General features: G+C 71.8%; 15 protein-coding genes and 1 rRNA gene. 12 read left to right on the forward strand and 4 right to left on the reverse strand.

The features are described from left to right. Nucleotides 1-59 precede the first annotated feature (59 nt). Nucleotides 60-1,184, reverse strand: coding sequence for a DNA integrity scanning diadenylate cyclase DisA (gene disA, locus N5I75_RS29410; RefSeq protein ID WP_476682284.1), 1,125 nt, complete (start codon nucleotides 1,182-1,184; stop codon nucleotides 60-62). Between the two features lie 99 nt (nucleotides 1,185-1,283). Next, on the reverse strand, nucleotides 1,284-2,693 hold the full coding sequence (radA, locus tag N5I75_RS29415; RefSeq protein ID WP_476682286.1) for a DNA repair protein RadA: 1,410 nt from the start codon (nucleotides 2,691-2,693) through the stop codon (nucleotides 1,284-1,286). 246 nt (nucleotides 2,694-2,939) lie between these two features. Between radA and N5I75_RS29420 the strand changes: the two genes are divergently transcribed. After that, entirely contained in the window at nucleotides 2,940-4,838 is a 1,899-nt protein-coding gene (locus N5I75_RS29420) for a BACON domain-containing protein (protein ID WP_476682376.1), read from the forward strand. 9 nt (nucleotides 4,839-4,847) lie between these two features. Here N5I75_RS29420 and N5I75_RS29425 read toward each other — a convergent pair whose 3' ends face one another. Continuing rightward, nucleotides 4,848-5,651, reverse strand: coding sequence for a DUF3109 family protein (locus N5I75_RS29425; protein ID WP_476682378.1), 804 nt, complete (start codon nucleotides 5,649-5,651; stop codon nucleotides 4,848-4,850). A 176-nt stretch (nucleotides 5,652-5,827) separates the two neighbouring features. On the opposite strand from N5I75_RS29425, the gene N5I75_RS29430 reads away from it, so the two are divergent. The 4 genes from N5I75_RS29430 to ilvD all read left to right on the forward strand — a co-directional run bounded on the left by N5I75_RS29430 (nucleotide 5,828) and on the right by ilvD (nucleotide 10,577). Next, nucleotides 5,828-6,757 (forward strand): Ppx/GppA family phosphatase, encoded by a 930-nt coding sequence (locus tag N5I75_RS29430; protein WP_476682288.1) that lies wholly within the window; start codon nucleotides 5,828-5,830, stop codon nucleotides 6,755-6,757. 360 nt (nucleotides 6,758-7,117) lie between these two features. Next, nucleotides 7,118-7,942, forward strand: coding sequence for a sugar phosphate isomerase/epimerase family protein (locus N5I75_RS29435; protein WP_398200581.1), 825 nt, complete (start codon nucleotides 7,118-7,120; stop codon nucleotides 7,940-7,942). Further along, nucleotides 7,939-8,565 (forward strand): TetR/AcrR family transcriptional regulator, encoded by a 627-nt coding sequence (locus tag N5I75_RS29440; RefSeq protein WP_476682291.1) that lies wholly within the window; start codon nucleotides 7,939-7,941, stop codon nucleotides 8,563-8,565. The genes N5I75_RS29435 and N5I75_RS29440 overlap by 4 nt, the downstream gene beginning before the upstream one ends. 158 nt (nucleotides 8,566-8,723) lie before the next feature. Further along, nucleotides 8,724-10,577: a dihydroxy-acid dehydratase gene (ilvD, locus tag N5I75_RS29445; protein WP_476682293.1), complete on the forward strand. Its 1,854-nt coding sequence runs from the start codon at nucleotides 8,724-8,726 to the stop codon at nucleotides 10,575-10,577. A gap of 473 nt (nucleotides 10,578-11,050) precedes the next feature. Here ilvD and N5I75_RS29450 read toward each other — a convergent pair whose 3' ends face one another. Next, a complete protein-coding gene (locus tag N5I75_RS29450) occupies nucleotides 11,051-13,516 on the reverse strand; it encodes an outer membrane protein assembly factor BamB family protein (protein ID WP_476682295.1) in 2,466 nt (821 codons plus the stop codon). A gap of 236 nt (nucleotides 13,517-13,752) precedes the next feature. Here N5I75_RS29450 and N5I75_RS29455 point away from each other — a divergent pair, with 236 nt between their 5' ends. The 7 genes from N5I75_RS29455 to N5I75_RS29485 all read left to right on the forward strand — a co-directional run. Next, nucleotides 13,753-14,067, forward strand: a complete 315-nt coding sequence (locus tag N5I75_RS29455) for an SH3 domain-containing protein (protein ID WP_476682297.1) — start codon at nucleotides 13,753-13,755, stop codon at nucleotides 14,065-14,067. A gap of 30 nt (nucleotides 14,068-14,097) precedes the next feature. After that, nucleotides 14,098-14,637 carry an EamA/RhaT family transporter gene (locus N5I75_RS29460; protein ID WP_476682299.1) on the forward strand — a complete coding sequence of 180 codons (540 nt, stop codon included), beginning with the start codon at nucleotides 14,098-14,100 and terminating at the stop codon, nucleotides 14,635-14,637. A 465-nt stretch (nucleotides 14,638-15,102) separates the two neighbouring features. Beyond that, nucleotides 15,103-15,765, forward strand: coding sequence for a class I SAM-dependent methyltransferase (locus N5I75_RS29465; protein ID WP_476682301.1), 663 nt, complete (start codon nucleotides 15,103-15,105; stop codon nucleotides 15,763-15,765). 35 nt (nucleotides 15,766-15,800) lie between these two features. Further along, on the forward strand, nucleotides 15,801-16,688 hold the full coding sequence (locus N5I75_RS29470; protein WP_476682303.1) for an ABC transporter ATP-binding protein: 888 nt from the start codon (nucleotides 15,801-15,803) through the stop codon (nucleotides 16,686-16,688). Between the two features lie 27 nt (nucleotides 16,689-16,715). Continuing rightward, nucleotides 16,716-17,453: an ABC transporter permease gene (locus N5I75_RS29475; protein WP_476682305.1), complete on the forward strand. Its 738-nt coding sequence runs from the start codon at nucleotides 16,716-16,718 to the stop codon at nucleotides 17,451-17,453. Nucleotides 17,454-17,580: 127 nt separating this feature from the next. Continuing rightward, complete coding sequence (proC, locus tag N5I75_RS29480) at nucleotides 17,581-18,432, forward strand: pyrroline-5-carboxylate reductase (protein ID WP_476682307.1); 852 nt, start codon at nucleotides 17,581-17,583, stop codon at nucleotides 18,430-18,432. A gap of 676 nt (nucleotides 18,433-19,108) precedes the next feature. Then, nucleotides 19,109-19,360: ribosomal RNA gene (locus N5I75_RS29485) — 16S ribosomal RNA — on the forward strand; the annotation flags it as partial.

Genomic DNA, 19,360 nt, shown 5'->3' on the forward strand with positions numbered 1-19,360 from the left:
CAGATCGGAGGGGCTCAGATCAGGGGGGCTGGGGTCAGAGGAGCTGAAGAGCGGCACCGTCAGACGTACCGCTCCAAGATCGACGACTCCGCCAGCCTGGACAACCCCTCCCGGACGCTCCGCGCCCGCGCCTCCCCGACCCCGTCCACCGTCTGCAGGTCGTCCACGCTGGCGGCGAGCAGCTTCTGCAGGCCGCCGAAGTGCTCGACGAGGCGGTCGATGATCGCGCCGGGCAGCCGAGGCACCTTCGCGAGGAGGCGGAAGCCGCGCGGCGACACCGCCGAGTCGAGCGCCTCGGGGGAGCCGGTGTACCCCAGGGCCCGCGCCACGGTCGGCAGTTCGAGGAGTTCGCCGTGGTGCAGCGCGTCCAGTTCGACGAGCGCCTCGTCGACCGTGCGGGACCGCTTGGCCGTCGGCTCGGGCACGTAGTCCCGTACGACGAGTTCACGCTCGGGCTCGACGCCCGCGATCAACTCGTCGAGCTGGAGCGCGAGGAGGCGTCCGTCGGTGCCGAGCTCCACCACGTACTCGGCGATCTCGGTGGCGATGCGGCGCACCATCTCCAGGCGCTGGGCGACGGCCGTGACGTCCCGGACGGTGACGAGGTCCTCGATCTCCAGCGCGGAGAGCGTGCCCGCGACCTCGTCGAGGCGGAGCTTGTAGCGCTCCAGGGTGGCGAGGGCCTGGTTGGCCCGCGACAGAATCGCGGCCGAGTCCTCGAGCACACGCCGCTGCCCGTCCACGTAGAGAGCGATCAGCCGCATCGACTGCGAGACCGACACGACCGGGAAATTGACCTGCTTGCTCACGCGGTCCGCGGTGCGGTGCCGGGTGCCGGTCTCCTCGGTGGGGATCATCGGGTCCGGGACCAGCTGGACACCGGCGCGCAGGATCTTGTCGAGGTTGGAGGAGACCACGATGCCGCCGTCGAGCTTGCACAGCTCACGCAGGCGCGTGGCCGTGAACTCCACGTCGAGGACGAAACCGCCGGTGCACATCGACTCGACCGTCTTGTCGGAGCCGAGGACGATGAGCCCGCCGGTGTTGCCACGGAGGATCCGCTCCAGACCGTCCCGCAGGCCCGTCCCGGGCGCCACGGCGCTCAGCGCGGCGCGCATCGAGGCGTCCGCGCCGGAGCTCCCTCCGGACTTGCCGGGAGCTGCCGCCCGGTCGTTGGCTGCCACTGCACTCCTCCGGATCGCAGACTCTGGGGCGCCGCCCTTGCGTTTGCCGCGTTCGTACGGTTGTCGCGTTCGCACGCACAGGCGAGACCAGGGCAAAGTCTACCGGCGCTCCTCCGTCTCCCGTGGGGCCTCTCGCCGACGGCTCTTGGGCAGTACCCGCAGCGCGTCCCCTATATCGGCGACTTCCAGGACCTTCATACCGGCGGGGATCTTGCCCGGATCGCCCGGAACCAGCGCGTGGGTGAAGCCGAGACGGTGCGCCTCGGCCAGTCTGCGCTGCACCCCGGTGACCCGCCTGACCTCGCCCGCCAGGCCCACTTCTCCGATCGCCACCAGGTTCTTCGGCAGCGGGGTGTCGCTCGCGGCGGAGGCGAGCGCGAGGGCGACGGCCAGGTCGGCGGCGGGTTCGGTGAGCTTCACGCCGCCGACCGTCGCCGAGTAGATGTCCCTCTTGCCCAAGGCGCTGATCCGGCCCCGCTGTTCGAGGACGGCGAGCATCATCGACACGCGGGACGTCTCCAGGCCCGACGTCGTCCGGCGCGGCGAGGGGATCTGCGAGTCCACCGTGAGCGCCTGGACCTCGGCCACCAGCGGGCGGCGGCCTTCGAGGGTGACGGTCAGACAGGTGCCGGGGACCGGCTCGTCGCGGCGCGTCAGGAACAGGCCCGACGGGTCGGCGAGGCCGGTGATGCCCTCGTCGTGCAGCTCGAAGCAGCCCACCTCGTCCGTCGTCCCGTACCGGTTCTTCACGCCGCGTACCAGGCGCAGGCGCGCGTGCCGGTCGCCCTCGAAGTTCAGGACCACGTCCACGAGGTGTTCGAGGAGGCGCGGGCCCGCGATCGCGCCGTCCTTCGTGACGTGTCCCACGAGCAGCGTGGACATGCCGCGCTCCTTCGAGGCCCGGATCAGCGCGCCCGCGACCTCGCGGACCTGGGCCATGCCGCCGGGCGCCCCGTCGATCTCGGGCGACGCCACCGTCTGCACCGAGTCCATGATCAGCAGGGACGGCTTGACCGCGTCCAAGTGGCCGAGCACCGCCGACAGGTCCGTCTCCGCCGCCAGGTAGAGGTGGTCGTCGATCGCCTTGATGCGGTCGGCCCGCATCCTGACCTGCGACGCCGACTCCTCGCCCGTCACGTAGAGCGTCCTGTGCTCCGCGTCGGCCGCCTTCGCCGCCACGTCCAGGAGCAGCGTGGACTTGCCGACGCCCGGCTCGCCCGCGAGCAGGACCACCGCGCCCGGTACGAGGCCGCCGCCGAGCACCCGGTCCAGCTCGGGCACGCCCGTGCTGCGGGCCGTCGCCTGCTTGCCGTCGACCTGGCCGATGGGCAGCGCGGACGTCGTGACGCGGCCGGGGGCGGTCGTGCGCACCGCGGGCGCGCCATACTCCTCGATCGTCCCCCACGCCTGGCACTCGGCGCAGCGGCCCAGCCACTTGGCCGTCTGCCAGCCGCATTCGGTGCAGCGGTAGGACGGGCGGTCCTTCGCGGATTTCGTACGGGCAGCCATGGAGGGAACCGTAGCGGGCGCCACTGACAGCGCCCCGCCGGGCCGTGCGCGGAGGCGAACCGCCGGGCCGTGCGCGGGGGCGGGTATCCAAGGTGACCTTGCCCCTGGCCGTTGCCCCGCGTAGCCGTGCTGGCCACGGAATAAGGGGTTCCTGTCCCCTTTTGAGGGATCGTTTCACCCGTAAGGATTAAAAGTGTGCAAGGGGGCGTAAGAGGTTCGCGCCCGCCGCCTACGGTCGCACGGGTGATGAGCAGCAGGCCGGAAACCCCCACCCAGACCACCGGCGCACACCGGGCCCAGCGCACCGGGGCGAGGCGGCCGGTGCCGCGCGCCGTCCCGCAGCGCCCGCCCGCCCGCTACGAGCCATGTCTCGACGGCCTGTTCACGTACTGCCTCTCCGTCCTCTGCGACCACGACGAGGCGGTCACCGCCCTCGGCGACGCCCTCGCCCTCGCCGAGCGCCGCGGCTCCCGCGCCCCCGCCGCCGACTCCGACACCGACCGCAGAGCCTGGCTCTACGCGCTCGCCCGCTGGTCCTGCCTGCGGCGGCTCGCCGAGGCCAAGCGGCAGCGGCAGGCCACGCACGGCGCGGGCAAGAACGGTGCGGGCAAGAACGGCGACGCGGGGAAGATCCGTCCCGCCGAGCCCGCGCCCGCAGCCGCCCCCGGCGCCGCCGCCCCCGCGCCCGGCACCAGCGGCTCCGGGCCGGGCGAGGACGCGCTCCTCAAGCAGGAGCGGCGGCGGCAACTCGCCCTCCTCGCCTGGCCCGAAGCCGCCGGCACCACCCCCGAGCAGCGCGAGGCCCTCGAACTCGCCGTCCGCCACCAGCTCTCCCCGCGCGAGGTCGCCGCCGTCCTCGGCTCCGACCCCGGCGCCACCCGCGAGCTCCTCGCGGCCGCCGCCTGCGAGGTCGAGCGGACCCGCGCCGCCCTCGCCGTCGTCCAGACCGGCACCTGCCCCAGCGTCGCCCGCCTCACCGGCGACAACCAGCTCCTGCTCTCCTCCGCCCTGCGCCGCGAACTCGTCCGGCACGTCGACGACTGCCCCCGCTGCCGCCGCACCGCCGAGCGCGCCGCCCCCGGCACCTGGCCCGGCACCTCCGTCACCCCCGCCGCCCTGCCCCTCGTCGACGCCCCGCGCGCCGCCCTCCACCACGCCATGCACGCCCCGCGCCGGCACGGTGCCGCGCCCCGCTTCGACCGGCTCGGGTTCCCCATGGACCCCAAGGACCGCGCCGCCCGGCGCGACCGGCTCCGCGCGCGTGCCGTCACCACGACCGTCGTCGCCACCGTCGTCGCCGCCCCCGTCATCGCCCTCTGGGCCGCCTACCGGGGCGCGCCGCTCACCGGCGAGGGCACCGACGGGCGCTCCGTCAGCGCCGGTGAGGCCGGGGACCCGGGCGGTCCGGCCGGTGAGCGCAGCGGTGACACGTACGAGAACGCGGGCAACGCCCGGACCACCCCGGACCCCCGCTTCGGCCGCGACCCCAAGCACGCGGCCGACGACGTCTCCGTCGAGGTCATCTCGCCCCCCACGCGCGCGGGCGGCACCGGGCCCGGGCGGCTCACCGTCGAGGCGCAGCCCAGCGGCGGCACCACCCTCATCACCCTCACCGCGTCCGGCAGCTCCGCCGTCCACTGGGCCGCGCACACCCCCGCGTCCTGGCTCCGCCTCAGCCAGACCTCCGGGACGCTCCAGCCCGGGGCGTCCGTCACCCTCCAGGTCTACGTCGACCAGAGCCGCGAGCCGTACGGGCACTGGAGCGCGCGCGTCGGCATCGATCCGTCCGGGGCCGTCATCTCCATCGAGGGGTACGGGCGGTGGGGGAGTTCGCATCCCGGGCACGGGGGCGGGCACGGGTCCAGCCATGGGCCCGGACACGGGCATGGGCATGGGCCCGGGTCCGGCGGGGGGACCGGGCCCAGTGATCCGGGGCCCAGTGACCCTGGGACGAGCGATCCCGGGCCCAGTGACCCGGGGCCCAGTGATCCCGGGCCGAGTGACCCCGGGCCGAGTGATCCGGGGCCCAGCGATCCCGGGCCGAGTGACCCGGGGCCCAGCGACCCCGGGCCGAGTGATCCCGGCGGGACCGATCCGTCGACCGTGCCTTCCGACCCGGCCGGGTCCGGGAGCGCCACGCCGTAGGCGTGCGGGCTATGCGCGCGGGTCCGCCGGGTGCGCCGCCGGCAGCGGGCGGCCCTTCGGCGCCGCCGCCAGGCGCTCCTCGCAGAGCTCCACCAGCTTGTCGTAGCCGTCCTTGCCCATCAGCTCGATCAGCTCCGGACGGTACGAGACGTACACCGGGTCCCCCGCGCCATGGGCAGACGTCGCCGACGTGCACCACCAGTGCAGGTCATGGCCGCCCGGGCCCCAGCCCCTGCGGTCGTACTCGCCGATCGAGACCTGCAGCACCCGCGTGTCGTCCGGGCGGTCGATCCACTCGTACGTCCTGCGGACCGGCAGCTGCCAGCACACGTCCGGCTTCGTCTCCAGCGGCTCCCTGCCCTCCTTCATCGCCAGGATGTGCAGGGAGCAGCCCATGCCGCCCGCGAACCCCGGGCGGTTCTGGAAGATGCACGAGCCCTTGTACGGGCGCGTCTGGCGCTCGCCGTCCTCGTCCTCCGACACCCAGCCCGTCTTCGTGCCCACCGCGTGGTGCTGCCAGATGTCGGGCGTCAGGCGTGCCACGTGTTCCGCCACCCGCTTCTCGTCGTCCTCGTCCGAGAAGTGCGCGCCGAGCGTGCAGCAGCCGTCGTCCGCGCGGCCCGCCTGGATGCCCTGGCAGCCGCTGCCGAAGATGCAGGTCCAACGAGAGGTCAGCCATGTCAGATCACAGCGGAAGACCTGCTCGTCGTCTGCCGGGTCCGGGAACTCGACCCACGCGCGCGGGAAGTCGATTCCCTTCTCGTCCGGCGCCGCCTCCAGCTCTCCTGCCGCCCTTGGAGGGGTCGGCTGGATCTGGAGGAGCTGTTCCGGCTGGTTCTTTCGCTTCGCCGACTTCTTGTCAGCTTTGTCTGCCTTGTCGGTCTTGGCCTTTTTCGTCTTTGGCACCGTTCCAGAGTAAGCGCGCCGAGGGGGACGAGATGACCTCTGCGGCCCATGAGCGGGCACGTGTGCGCAGTAGCGTTCCTTATATGAGACTCGGTGTCCTCGACGTGGGTTCGAATACGGTCCATCTGCTCGTGGTGGACGCGCACGGGGGTGCCCGGCCGCTGCCCGCGCACTCGCACAAGGCGGACTTGCGCCTCGCTCAACTCCTCGACGACCGTGGGGCGATAGGCGCCGAAGGGGTCGAGCGCCTCGTTCGTACCGTCCTCGACGCCCTGGAGGCCGCCGAGGACAAAGGCGTCGAGGATCTGCTGCCCTTCGCCACCTCCGCCGTGCGGGAGGCCAGCAACGCGGACGAGGTGCTTGCCCGGGTCAAGGAGGAGACCGGGGTCGAGCTGCGGGTGCTGAGCGGGGAGGAAGAGGCGCGGCTCACCTTCCTCGCCGTGCGGCGGTGGTTCGGGTGGTCCGCCGGGACCCTGCTCGTCCTCGACATCGGGGGCGGGTCCCTGGAGATCGCGTACGGGATGGACGAGGAGCCCGACGCCGCGGTGTCGCTGCCGCTCGGGGCCGGGCGGCTGACCGCCTCCTGGCTGCCCGGGGATCCGCCGGATCCCGCCGACGTGAAGGCGTTGCGACGGCATGTGCGGGCGGAGATCGCGCGGACCGTGGGGGAGTTCAGTCGGTTCGGGGCGCCGGATCATGTGGTGGCTACGTCGAAGACGTTCAAGCAGTTGGCGCGGCTGGCCGGGGCGGCTCGCTCCGCTGAGGGTGTGTATGTGCAGCGGGAGTTGAAGCGGAAGTCGTTGGAGGACTGGGTGCCTCGGCTCGGGGCGATGACTGTCGCGGAGCGGGGGGAGTTGCCCGGGGTTTCCGAGGGGCGGGCCGGGCAGCTGCTCGCGGGGGCGCTGGTGGCGGAGGGGGCGATGGATCTGTTCGGGGTCGAGACGCTCGAGGTCTGTCCGTGGGCGCTGCGCGAAGGGGTCATCCTGCGGCGGCTCGATCATCTGCCTGGTTGATCTTGTGCGCGGCTTTCCGTCTTGGGCCGACAGGTGTGTTCACGGGTCCGGGGCCGGTCGGGGCATGTCCGTCCTCGCCATCTTGATGGCATCGCCGGTTGCTTCGGGCCTCGTCACCGCGTGCTGATGTGCTGCGGGCGGGCATGCCCCGACCGGCCCCTCCCGTCGCGACTCATCTGACCGCTGTCGCCGCTGAACCGAGGCCCCCAGTTCCAGCCCCTCCGGCGTTTGAGGAGGGGGTCCGGGGCGGAGCCCCGGGGCAGGTGGCCGGCGCGCAGCACTGTGAAGAGCCGCACACGGTAACCCCCGGGGGCACGAACCACCTCCCCCCGCCCGGCAAGGGCCCCGTACTCTGTCTGCGTGGCAGAACCAGTGGTGCGCATCCCGGATGCGAAGGTCGCCCTGTCGACCGCCTCGGTGTATCCGGAGTCGACGGCGACGGCCTTCGAGATCGCCGCGCGCCTGGGCTACGACGGCGTCGAGGTCATGGTCTGGACCGATCCCGTCAGCCAGGACATCGAGGCGCTGCGGCGGCTGAGCGACTATCACCGCATTCCGATCCTGGCCGTGCACGCGCCATGTCTGCTGATCACGCAGCGGGTGTGGTCGACCGATCCCTGGGTGAAGCTGCAGCGCGCCAAGGCCGCGGCGGAGAAGCTCGGGGCTTCGACCGTCGTGGTGCATCCGCCCTTCCGGTGGCAGCGCAATTACGCCCGGGACTTTGTCAGCGGTATCTGGCGCATGGCCGATGAGACGGATGTGCGGTTCGCCGTCGAGAACATGTATCCGTGGCGGTACCGGGATCGCGAGATGCTCGCCTATGCGCCTGACTGGGATGTCACGAAGGACGACTACCGGCACTTCACCGTGGATCTGAGCCATACCGCCACCGCCCGTACGGACGCCATGCAGATGATCGACCGCATGGGGGACCGGCTCGGTCATGTGCATCTGGCCGACGGGAACGGGTCCAACAAGGATGAGCATCTGGTGCCCGGGCGGGGCACGCAGCCTTGTGCCGAGTTGTTGGAGCGGCTTGCCGTCAGCGGGTTCGACGGGCATGTGGTGATCGAGGTCAATACACGGCGGGCCATGTCCAGCGCCGAGCGTGAGGCCGATCTCGCGGAGGCCCTCGCCTTCACGCGGCTGCAACTGGCCTCCGCGGTGCGAGTGCCGCGTTCATGAGCGAGCCCGTTCGGCGGCGGGGGCGGCCCTCCCGGAGTGAGAGCGGTGCGGCTGGCGAGCCCGGGACCCGCGAGCGGATTCTCCATGCCGCTCGGGAGGAATTTGCCGAGTGTGGGTACGAGAAGACCTCCGTACGCGGGATCGCCAAGGCCGCCGGGGTCGACTCCGCCCTCGTGCATCACTACTTCGGGACCAAGGAGCAGGTGTTCGCCGCCTCGGTGGAGACCGCCCTCGCCCCCGCCTTCGAGGCGCCCTCTGCCCTGGCCGACGGGCCGCTCGACGGCATCGGTGAGCAGTTGACCCGGTTCATCTTCGGTGTCTGGGAGTCCCCTGTGACCAGGGCGCCCGTCCTCGCCGTCGTGCGGTCCGCCGTCAACAACGAGGTCGCCGCGGGCGTGTTCCGGCGGCTCGTCGCCGCCCAGTTGCTGGCTCGTATCGGGCAGCGTCTTGACGTGGGTGAGCAGGAGGCCGAGTTGCGGGCCTCGCTCGCCGCCGCGCAATTGGTGGGGACCGCCATGCTCCGGTATGTGATCAAGGTCGAGCCGTTGGCCTCCGTTGACGTCGAGGTGCTCGTCGCGCGGCTCGCGCCCGTCGTGCAAGGACATCTGACCGGGGTTCGGTAGCGGCAGCGGCAGCGGTCGTGGTCGTGGTTGTAGTTGTCGTGAGACGGGCGTCCCGGCATTCGGACGCCATGTCCGGATCTTGGAGGGGCGGCGTAGGGTCGGACGCAGTCTTTTATGTCTGAAGACGCTGACTTTTCCGTCTGAAGGAGCGAGCGACGATGCCCGAGCTGAGGTCCCGCACAGTCACCCACGGCCGCAACATGGCGGGCGCCCGCGCCCTTATGCGCGCCTCCGGTGTACCCGGTGCGGACATCGGCCGGAAGCCGATCATCGCCGTGGCCAACTCGTTCACCGAGTTCGTGCCCGGGCACACGCACCTCGCCCCCGTGGGCCGCATCGTCAGCGACGCCGTGCGCGCCGCGGGCGGTATCCCCCGCGAGTTCAACACCATCGCCGTCGACGACGGCATCGCCATGGGGCACGGCGGCATGCTCTACAGCCTGCCCTCGCGCGACCTCATCGCCGACTCCGTCGAGTACATGGTCGAGGCGCACTGCGCGGACGCCCTGGTCTGCATCTCCAACTGCGACAAGATCACTCCGGGCATGCTCAACGCCGCCCTGCGGCTCAACATCCCGACGGTCTTCGTCTCCGGCGGCCCCATGGAGGCCGGCAAGGCCACCCTCGTCGACGGCACCGTGCGGAAGCTGGACCTCGTCAACGCCATCAGCGACGCCGTCGACGAGAACGTCTCCGACGAGGACATCCTCCGTATCGAGGAGAACGCCTGTCCTACGTGCGGGTCCTGTTCCGGCATGTTCACCGCCAACTCCATGAACTGCCTGACCGAGGCCATCGGCCTGTCCCTGCCGGGCAACGGCTCCGTCCTTGCCACCCACACCGCCCGCAAGGCCCTGTACGAGAAGGCGGGGGAGACGGTCGTCGACATCGCCAAGCGGTACTACGACGGTGACGACGACTCCGTGCTGCCGCGCTCCATCGCCACCCGCGCCGCCTTCGACAACGCCATGGCGCTCGACATCTCCATGGGCGGCTCCACCAACACGATCCTCCACCTGCTGGCCGCCGCGCAGGAGGCCGAGCTGGACTACACGCTCGCCGACATGGACGCCGTCTCGCGCCGCGTCCCCTGCCTGTCGAAGGTCGCCCCGAACGTGGCGCCCGGCGGCACGTACTACATGGAGGACGTCCACCGCGCCGGCGGCATCCCCGCGATCCTCGGCGAGCTGTACCGCGGCGGTCTGCTCCACGAGGACGTGCACACCGTCCACTCCTCCTCCATCAAGGAGTGGCTGGGCACCTGGGACGTGCGCGGCGGTTCGCCCTCCGAGGAGGCCGTCGAGCTGTGGCACGCCGCCCCGGGCTGCAAGCGCTCCGCCGAGGCCTTCTCGCAGTCCGAGCGCTGGGACACTCTCGACACGGACGCGGCGAACGGCTGCATCCGCGACATCGCCCACGCCTACTCCGAGGACGGCGGCCTCGCCGTCCTCAAGGGCAACATCGCCGAGGACGGCTGCGTCGTGAAGACCGCCGGCGTCGACGAGTCCATCTGGACCTTCGAGGGCCCGGCCGTCGTCTGCGAGTCGCAGGAGGAGGCCGTCGAGAAGATCCTGCTCAAGCAGGTCAAGGAGGGCGACGTCGTCGTCATCCGCTACGAGGGCCCCAAGGGCGGCCCGGGCATGCAGGAGATGCTGTACCCGACCTCGTACCTGAAGGGCCGCGGCCTGGGCAAGGCCTGCGCGCTCGTCACGGACGGCCGCTTCTCCGGCGGCACGTCGGGCCTGTCCATCGGCCACGCCTCGCCCGAGGCCGCCGCCGGTGGCGCCATCGCCCTCGTCGAGGACGGCGACCGCATCCGTATCGACATCCCGGGCCGCTCCATCGAGCTGCTCGTGCCGGAGGAGGAGCTGGCCGCGCGCCGCGAGGCCCTGGGCGGCGTCTACGCCCCCAAGTCCCGCCAGCGCAAGGTCTCCGCCGCCCTCCGCGCCTACGCCGCCATGGCCACCAGCGCGGACCGCGGCGCCGTCCGCGACGTCTCAAAGCTCGGCTGAGGAGAGAGAAGAGTCGAGCGCCGAGGGTGGTGAGCGAGGGGAGGCTGGGCGCGGAGTGTGGTGAGGGAGGGGGAGGCTGGGCGCCGAGGAGGGTTGGGCGCCGAGTGCGCTGGGCGCGGAGGAGGCTGGGCGTCGAGTGCGTCGAGTGCGTCGAGTGCGTCGAGTGCGTCGAGTGCGCTGCGGGCCGAGGAGACTGGGCGCCGAGTGCGTTGAGCGCGGAGAAGGCTGGGCGCCGAATGCGGCTGAGCGCGGAGTGCGCCGAGTGCGCTGAGGGCCGAGAAGGCTGAGCGCCGAGTGTGCCGAGCGCCGAGGATGCTGGGCGCCAAGAGCGCTGAGCGCTGAGAAGGCTCAGCGCCGGGTGCGCTGAGCGCCGAGAAGTCCGAGCGCCGAGCGCGCCGAGCCTCACGAACGCCGAGCGCCCAGCGCTGCGCGCCCAGCGCTCAGACGCACGTACTCGGCCGTCCGCCCGGACCTCACCAGTCCTGCGGGCGGCCGCCGTCCGCTGCGAAGACCGTGCCGTCGGGCGCGCTCGCGTAGACCCGGCCACCGGCCGTCACAGGGGACGGCAGGTCCGCCACCACCCGGTCCGCATGGGCTCCCGGGCGGGGCCGCGTCTGGCCCAGAGGACGGCCCGTGTCCGGGGCGAGGGCCAGGAGGCGGCCGTCCGGGGCCGTCGCGTAGACGTGCCCCCGGCTGTCGACACTCGGCGCCGAACCCCTGCTCACCGACGTCTCCGAGCGCCAAAGCTGCTTCCCGGAGGTCAGGTCCTGGGCGACCAGCGCCCCGCCCGCCGCGAGCAGATACGCCTTGCCGGCATGGACCGACACCGTCGCCTGGGACAGCGGCAGGGTCAGGCGGACGCGCCGGGTGACCGTTCCGTCGGAGAGGCGGTGTCCGGTCAGGCCCACCGTCGCCCCGTCCGGCCCGCGCCGCGCGCACCACACCACGTCGCCGCTCACGCCCACCGGAGTCGCCGAACCCGGCGACTCGCGCTGCCAGCGCACCGCCCCCGTCGCCGGATCCACCGCGCTGACCTGCGTATTCACCCCGTCAGCTGCCATCGTGACGACGTAGGCCAGGGCGCCGCCGGGGTACGAGAGCACCGGCTGCGGCGTCGGCAACGTGTGCCGCCAGCGCTGCTCGCCGGTTCTCGCGTCGAGCGCGGCCAGCGTGCCGTCGGGGGCCGCGAGCAGGACCGTATCGCCTACCGGCTGCACCTGGCTTTGGTACGCCGACACCTCCTTCGACCAGCGGGTTCTGCCGGTCTCCGGGTCGAGCGCGAGCAGCCGTGCGCCGTCCGCCGAGACGACCTGGAGCAGGCCACCCGCGAGTACGGGCGCGGGCGCGTTGCCGTCGGCGGGGCCGGACGCCTTGCGCAGCCATAGCACCGTGCCGTCGCGCGGGTCGAGCGACGCGGCAAGCACCCCGGGCGCCGCACAGCGCAAGGCCCCTTCCCCGTACGAGCACGCCGTCCCGGGGCCCGAACCGACCTGCCGGTTCCAGGCGTGCGACGCGACCTCCGCCGTACGGGGCGCGGGCGCCTCCTCGGCGGCGTGCGGCACCAGGGCCAGAACCGCCGCGGCCAGGGCGCCGCAGAGCGCGAGACCGCCTATGACGGCGGCCCGGACACGAGTACGAAGACGGCCGCCGGACGCCTTCCCCTGCGCCCCGGCCCCGGACGCGGATTCGAGTACGGGTACGGGTACGGGTCCGGACCCGGGCCGCGACTCCTGCGCGGGCTCGGGCGCGGACTCCAGGCCGGGCCCGGGGTAACTGACCGGCTCCAACGGCCCCCGCTGCGCCGGTATCAGCGGCCGACCCGCCGCTGAGCCTTCCGAGTAGCCCTCCGCTGAGACCACCGAGACATCCGCCGCTGAGCCCGCCGAGTAGCCCTCCGCTGAGCCCGCCGAGAAACCCGCCGGTGAGTCCGCCGAGAAGCCCCCCGCTGAGCGCCCCGAGTAGCCCTCCGCTGAGCCCGCCGAGAAGCCCTCCGCTGAGCGCCCCGAGAAGCCCTCCGCTGAGCCCGCCGAAAAACCCGCCGAGGCCCCCGCCGAAGAACCCGCCGACGAGTCCGTAAAGAACCCCGCCGCAAACGACTGCGTGTCATACCTGGCGGACAGCGCCCGCATCTCCGCCATCAACTCATCCGGCGTCGGCCGATCCTCCGGCTCCTTCGCCAGGCAGCGCAGCACCAGCGGCGCCAGCTCCTCGGGCACCCCGGTCACATCCGGCTCGTCGTGCACGACCTGGTACGCGACGAGGTACGGGCTGTCCGAGTCGAACGGCCCGCGCCCGGTCGCCGCGTGCACGAGCACCGAGCCGAGCGCGAACACGTCCGCCGCCGGACCGACCTCCCGCGGCCGCCGGAACTGCTCCGGCGCCATGAACGGCGGCGTGCCGATCAGCTTCCCGGTCTCGGTGCGCAGCTCACTGTCCTTCGGCCGCGAGATCCCGAAGTCGATGACCTTCGGGCTGTCCTCGGCGAGCAGCACATTGCTGGGCTTCAGATCCCGGTGCACCACACCCACCCGGTGGATGTCGCGCAGCGCCTCCGCGAGCCCCGCCGTGACGTGCCGCAGCTGGGCGGGCGTCAGCGGACCGTTCCGTTTGACGTGGTCGGCGAGGGTCGGGCCGGGGATGTACAGGGTCGCCATCCAGGGCCGCTCGGCGTCCGGGTCGGCGTCCACCACGGACGCCGTGAAGGCCCCGCTGACCCGCCGCGCCGCCGCCACCTCCTGCCGGAAGCGGCCCCTGAACTCCGGGTCCTTGGCGAACTCCGTGTGCACCACCTTCACCGCGAGCGGCAGCCCGGTCGCCGAACGCGCCAGATGCACCACACCCATGCCGCCCGCGCCGAGGCGCTCCTCCAGACGGTAGTGCCCGGCATACTCCGGAACTTCCGCTTCCGCGTCGGGCCCGATGCTCGGCCGTGACGGCATGTCCACCCCCGTGGATGTCGTCGTGATCGTCGTGCCCGATCCCGTCCGACGTCGTACGTGATCTCCGTGTGCGCGCGACGCACGGAGCCTAGTCGAAGGTTCGTCCGGGACCGGCGAGGCTTGCTAGCCTCCGCCCACACACCATCGCAACGGGGGCTCAACAAACGCTGAACGACCCCTGTTCGATGATCGGGACTTCGAAGTTTCATGATCGACGATCGACGGGGGAGACGGACATGGCGATCGAGAACGCACCGGCGGCGGACGACGCGGCGGTGGCGGCGGAGGGGCTCGCGGCGGCCGCCGCCTCCTACGCGGTGGCCCCGGGCTACAACGTGAACGTGCGCAGCGGCCCCGGCACCCAGTACCGCGTGGTCCGCCGCCTGCCGCTGGGCGCGCGCGTCACCATCAACTGCCAGAAGCCCGGCCAGTGGGTCACCGGCCCTTACGGCACCACCAACATCTGGGACTGCATCGGCGTCGGCGAGTACATCTCCGACTCCTACGTGCACACCGGCAGCGACGGCTACGTGGCCCCCCGCTGCGCCTGACCTCACCCGCCGCCCGGCGATAATCGACCCGTGAGCGACGAAACCGGCACCGGCACAGGCACCACCGACACGGGTACAGGCACCACCGATACAGGTACGGGCGGCCCCCGTCCCGAAGAGATCCGTTTCTTCGGGACGACCTGGGTGGACCACAGCGGCGGCTACGCGCTGCGCCGCGCCGCCGTCGGCGTGGGCGCGCTCGTCGCCGCCGCGGCCGGGTGCCTCGTGCTGCGCCTCGCCTATCAGGGGCTCGCCATCGCGGACGTCGGCTCCTTCGTGAACGTCCTGGTCGTCGTCATGTTCGCGGTCTGCAGCGCCTTCGCCTTCACCCGCACCTGGAGCGGCTTCACCCAGCGCCCCGACCCGGAGCGCCAGGCGTCCCTGCGCGGCTTCATGACCATCGGCTTCGTCGGCGTCCTCGTCGCCCACGCCCTGCGCTGCCTGACCGAGGCCCCGGGCGAGAAGCTCCGCAGGCAGGAGTACGAGACCGCTCGCGACCAGTACGAGCGCCGCACCGCCCGCCGCGCGGGCAACCCGGCCAAGAAACCCCGGAACAAAAAGAAGCGCTGAGCCACCCGGTAGCTGCCCCGGGGACCCCGGCGCGACCATGGCCCCCATGACGAACCAGCCGCCGAACGCCTCCGACCCGCCGAACAAGACGGACAGCCCAGGGACGCCGGACACCACGGACAGCCCAGGGACGCCGGACACCACGGACAGCCCGCGAAGGCTGGGCGCCGCTGACGCTCCAGGGACGCGGGACGCCGCAGGTACCTCAGAAACACCGGCCGCCCCCGACACCCCGAGCCCCGCAGGCCCCCCGAGCCCCGCAGGCACCCCGAGCTCCGCAGGCACCCCGAGCCCCCCAGGCACTCCGAGCTCCCCAGACCCCCCGAGCCCCGCAGACACCCCGAGCCCCCGGCCACCCCCAACACCCCCGCCCCCGACTTCGCCCTCTCCTTCGACACCGTCGCCGCCCAGTACGCCGCCGCCCGCCCCAGCTATCCGCCCGAGCTGTTCGACGCGGTGCAGGAGTTGGCCGCGCTGGACCTGCGCGGTGCCCGCACCCTCGACATCGGCGCCGGCACCGGCATCGCCACCCGTCTCCTGCGCGACCGCGGCGCCCGCGTCACCGCCGTCGAGCCGGGCCCCGGCATGGGCGCCGAACTCCGCCGCGCCCTGCCCGACGTCCCCCTGGTCCGCGCCGACGGCGACGCGCTGCCGTTCGCTGACGCCTGCGTCGACCTCGTCACGTACGCCCAGTCCTGGCACTGGACCGACCCGGCCCGCTCGGTCCCGGAGGCGTTGCGCGTGCTGCGGCCGGGCGGCGCGCTCGCCGTCTGGTGGAACGTGCCGGACCCGGACGCCGAGTGGACCGTCGCCCAGGAGGCCCGCCTCCAGGAGGCGCTCCCGGGCTACCACCGCCACGGCGTCGCCACCGACGCACCCGCCCTCATCGACGCGCTCGGCCTGCCCGCCACCCCGGTCTTCCGCCGCCTGCACTGGTCCCGCCGCATCCCGATGGACCTGCACCTGGACCACCTGAGCAGCCGCTCCTACTTCGCGGTCCTCGGCCCCGAACGCTCCGCCCCGATCCTGGCGGCCGAACGCGCCCACCTCCTCACCCGCTTCCCCGACGGCATCGTCGACGACGCCTACGCCCTGGAGCTGACGGTCCTCCGCAACCCGACCTCTTGACCGGGCGGCGTCGACGGGAGCATATTCACCATGTGATGAATAAAAACTCCAGCTCCTCCGGGACGGGCGCCGGTACCGGCACGGGTACTGGCACCGGCACAGGTGCTGGCACCGGCACAGGTACTGGCACCGGCACAGGCACCCGGGAAGCCGTCACCCCCGCCGTCCACGCCACGGGCCTCACCGTCGTCCGCGGCCCCCGCACCGTCCTGCACGGCCTCGACTTCACCGTTCCGCGCGGCCGGATCACCGGCCTCCTCGGCCCCTCCGGCTGCGGGAAGTCGACCCTGATGCGCGCCCTGGTCGGCACCCAGGCCAAGGTCACGGGCGCGCTCGAGGTCCTCGGCAAACCGGCGGGCCATGCCTCCCTCCGCGACCGCGTCGGCTACGTCACCCAGGCCCCGTCCGTCTACCTCGACCTGACCGTGCGGCAGAATCTGGACTACTTCGCCGCGGTCCTCGAACCCGGCCGCGCCGCGGCCGCACGCCGCCGCACGGACATCGACCGCGTCCTGAGCGACGTAGACCTCACCACCCACGCGGACGCCCTCGCCGGCAACCTCTCCGGCGGCCAGCTCAGCCGCGTCTCCCTCGCCGTCGCCCTGCTCGGCACCCCCGAACTCCTCGTCCTCGACGAGCCGACGGTGGGCCTGGACCCGGTCCTGCGCCGCGACCTCTGGAACCTCTTCCACGATCTGGCGACCAGCCGCGGCACGACGATCCTGGTCTCGTCCCACGTCATGGACGAGGCCGAACGCTGCCACCGCCTCCTCCTCATGCGCGACGGCGAATTCCTGGCCGGGGGCACCTCCCGGCCGGAGGCCGGGGGAAGCACCCCCGAAGCCCTGCGTACGAGCACGGGCTCGCCCACGGTCGAAGAGGCGTTCCTGCACCTGGTCGACGCGGCGAACGCCACCCCCTGACCCGCTCACCCCCGGGACGGACCCACCATGAACGCGTACCGCACCACCGCCACCGCCACCCGCGTCCTGCGCCAGCTCAGCCACGACCCGCGCACCATCGCGCTGATGCTCCTGGTCCCCTGCGTGATGCTCTTCCTTCTCCGTTACGTGTTCGACGGCAGCCCCGGCACCTTCAACTCCATCGGCGCCTCGCTCCTCGGCATCTTCCCGCTGATCACGATGTTCCTGGTCACCTCCATCGCGACCCTCCGCGAACGCACCAGCGGCACCCTCGAACGCCTGCTCGCCATGCCGCTCGGCAAGGCCGACCTGATCGCCGGGTACGCCCTCGCGTTCGGCGCCCTCGCCATCGTCCAGTCGACAATGGCCACCGGCCTCGCCCTCTGGGCCCTGGACCTGCACGTCACCGGCTCGGCCTGGCTCCTGCTCCTCGTCGCCCTCCTGGACGCACTGCTCGGCACCGCCCTCGGCCTCTTCGTCTCGGCGTTCGCGGCCTCGGAGTTCCAGGCCGTCCAGTTCATGCCAGCGGTGATCTTCCCCCAGCTCCTCCTCTGCGGCCTCTTCACCGCCCGCGACAGGATGCAGCCGGCCCTGGAGGCGATCTCGAACGTCCTCCCGATGTCCTACGCGGTCGACGGCATGAACGAGGTCCTGCGCCACACCGACCTCACGGCCCTCTACGTCCGCGACGCCCTGATCGTCGCGGGCTGCGCCGTCCTCGTCCTCGCCCTCGGCGCGGCCACCCTCCGCCGCCGCACGGCCTGACCCACCCCGTACGCCGTCCGGGCGAACCGTCCGTCCACCGGACAAGCCCCGACCGCCGGGCCCGCCCGATGCGAGGATGCGACCGGACGACGCAGCAGTACACGCGCACACGGAAGGCCCGAGCCGAATGAGCCAGACGCCCCAGACGAGCCAGACGAGTCAGAGCCCGCGCCACAAGCTCGCCGTACTCGGCACCGGCAAGATCGGCGAAGCCCTGCTCAGCGGCATGATCCGCGGCGGCTGGGACCCCGCCGACCTCATGGTCACGGCCCGCCGCCCCGAACGCGCCGAAGAACTCCGCACCCGCTACGGCGTCACCCCGGTCACCAACCAGGAGGCCGCGAAGCAGGCGGACACCCTGATCCTCACGGTCAAGCCCCAGGACATGGGCACCCTGCTCGACGAACTCGCGCCGCACCTCCCCGCCGACCGCCTGGTCATCAGCGGCGCGGCCGGCATCCCGACGACGTTCTTCGAGGAGCGCCTGGAGTCCGGCACCCCGGTCGTCCGCGTCATGACGAACACCCCTGCCCTCGTCGACGAGGCCATGTCCGTCATCTCCGCCGGCACGCACGCGACCGCCGCCCACCTCACCCACGCCGAGGAGATCTTCGGCTCGGTCGGCAAGACCCTCCGCGTCCCCGAATCCCAGCAGGACGCCTGCACCGCCCTCTCCGGCTCGGGCCCCGCCTACTTCTTCTACCTGGTCGAGGCGATGACGGACGCCGGCATCCTGCTCGGCCTGCCCCGCGACAAGGCCCACGACCTCATCGTCCAGTCCGCCATCGGCGCGGCCACGATGCTCCGCGACAGCGGGGAGCACCCGGTGAAGCTCCGCGAGAACGTCACCTCCCCGGCCGGTACGACGATCAACGCCATCCGCGAGCTCGAGAACCACGGCGTCCGCGCGGCCCTCATCGCCGCCCTCGAAGCGGCCCGCGACCGCAGCCGCGCCCTGGCCTCCGGCAACAACAGCTGACCGCCCGACGGGCCGAGGCACCAAGTTGACACGCCCCGGCCCGGTACGTAGTGTGCTCCGAGTTGTCCGACGTGAGCGCCGCCTCTGGTCGGCCCCGGACAGCCATTCCGCAGGACCTACTCAAACGCTCGACGCTTATCGTCGCGCCGTTCGCGTACGCCTTTACGGAATGAGGAATCCACGTTCGAAAGAGCGGGACCCCGATTAGGTCGGGGGCCGGGATTCCGCTAAAGTCTCACCAGTCGGAACGACCGAAAGGCCGGGAAGACAAACCCGGTTGACAGGGAATCAGGCCCGAAAGGATCTGATAGAGTCAACACCGCAGGAAGGCCGAAAGGCCGGAAAGCGAAAGAAGTACCGAGCAAGACCCCGAGGAAATCGGATCGGAAAGATCTGATAGAGTCGGAAACGCAAGACAGCAAAACAGCAAGACCGAAGGGAAGCGCCCGGAGGAAAGCCCGAGAGGGTGAGTACAAAGGAAGCGTCCGTTCCTTGAGAACTCAACAGCGTGCCAAAAGTCAACGCCAGATATGTTGATTACCCCGTTTCCGGCCGTCATCTGATGGTTGGGACGAGGTTCCTTTGAAACAAAACACAGCGAGGACGCTGTGACCGGACGGGACTATTCCTCCCGCCCGGTCCGCTCTCGTGGTGTCACCCCGAGTACGGGGAAACATTCACGGAGAGTTTGATCCTGGCTCAGGACGAACGCTGGCGGCGTGCTTAACACATGCAAGTCGAACGATGAACCACTTCGGTGGGGATTAGTGGCGAACGGGTGAGTAACACGTGGGCAATCTGCCCTTCACTCTGGGACAAGCCCTGGAAACGGGGTCTAATACCGGATAACACTTCCGTCCTCCTGGACGGTGGTTAAAAGCTCCGGCGGTGAAGGATGAGCCCGCGGCCTATCAGCTTGTTGGTGAGG

Source organism: Streptomyces sp. R818 (assembly GCF_056172735.1).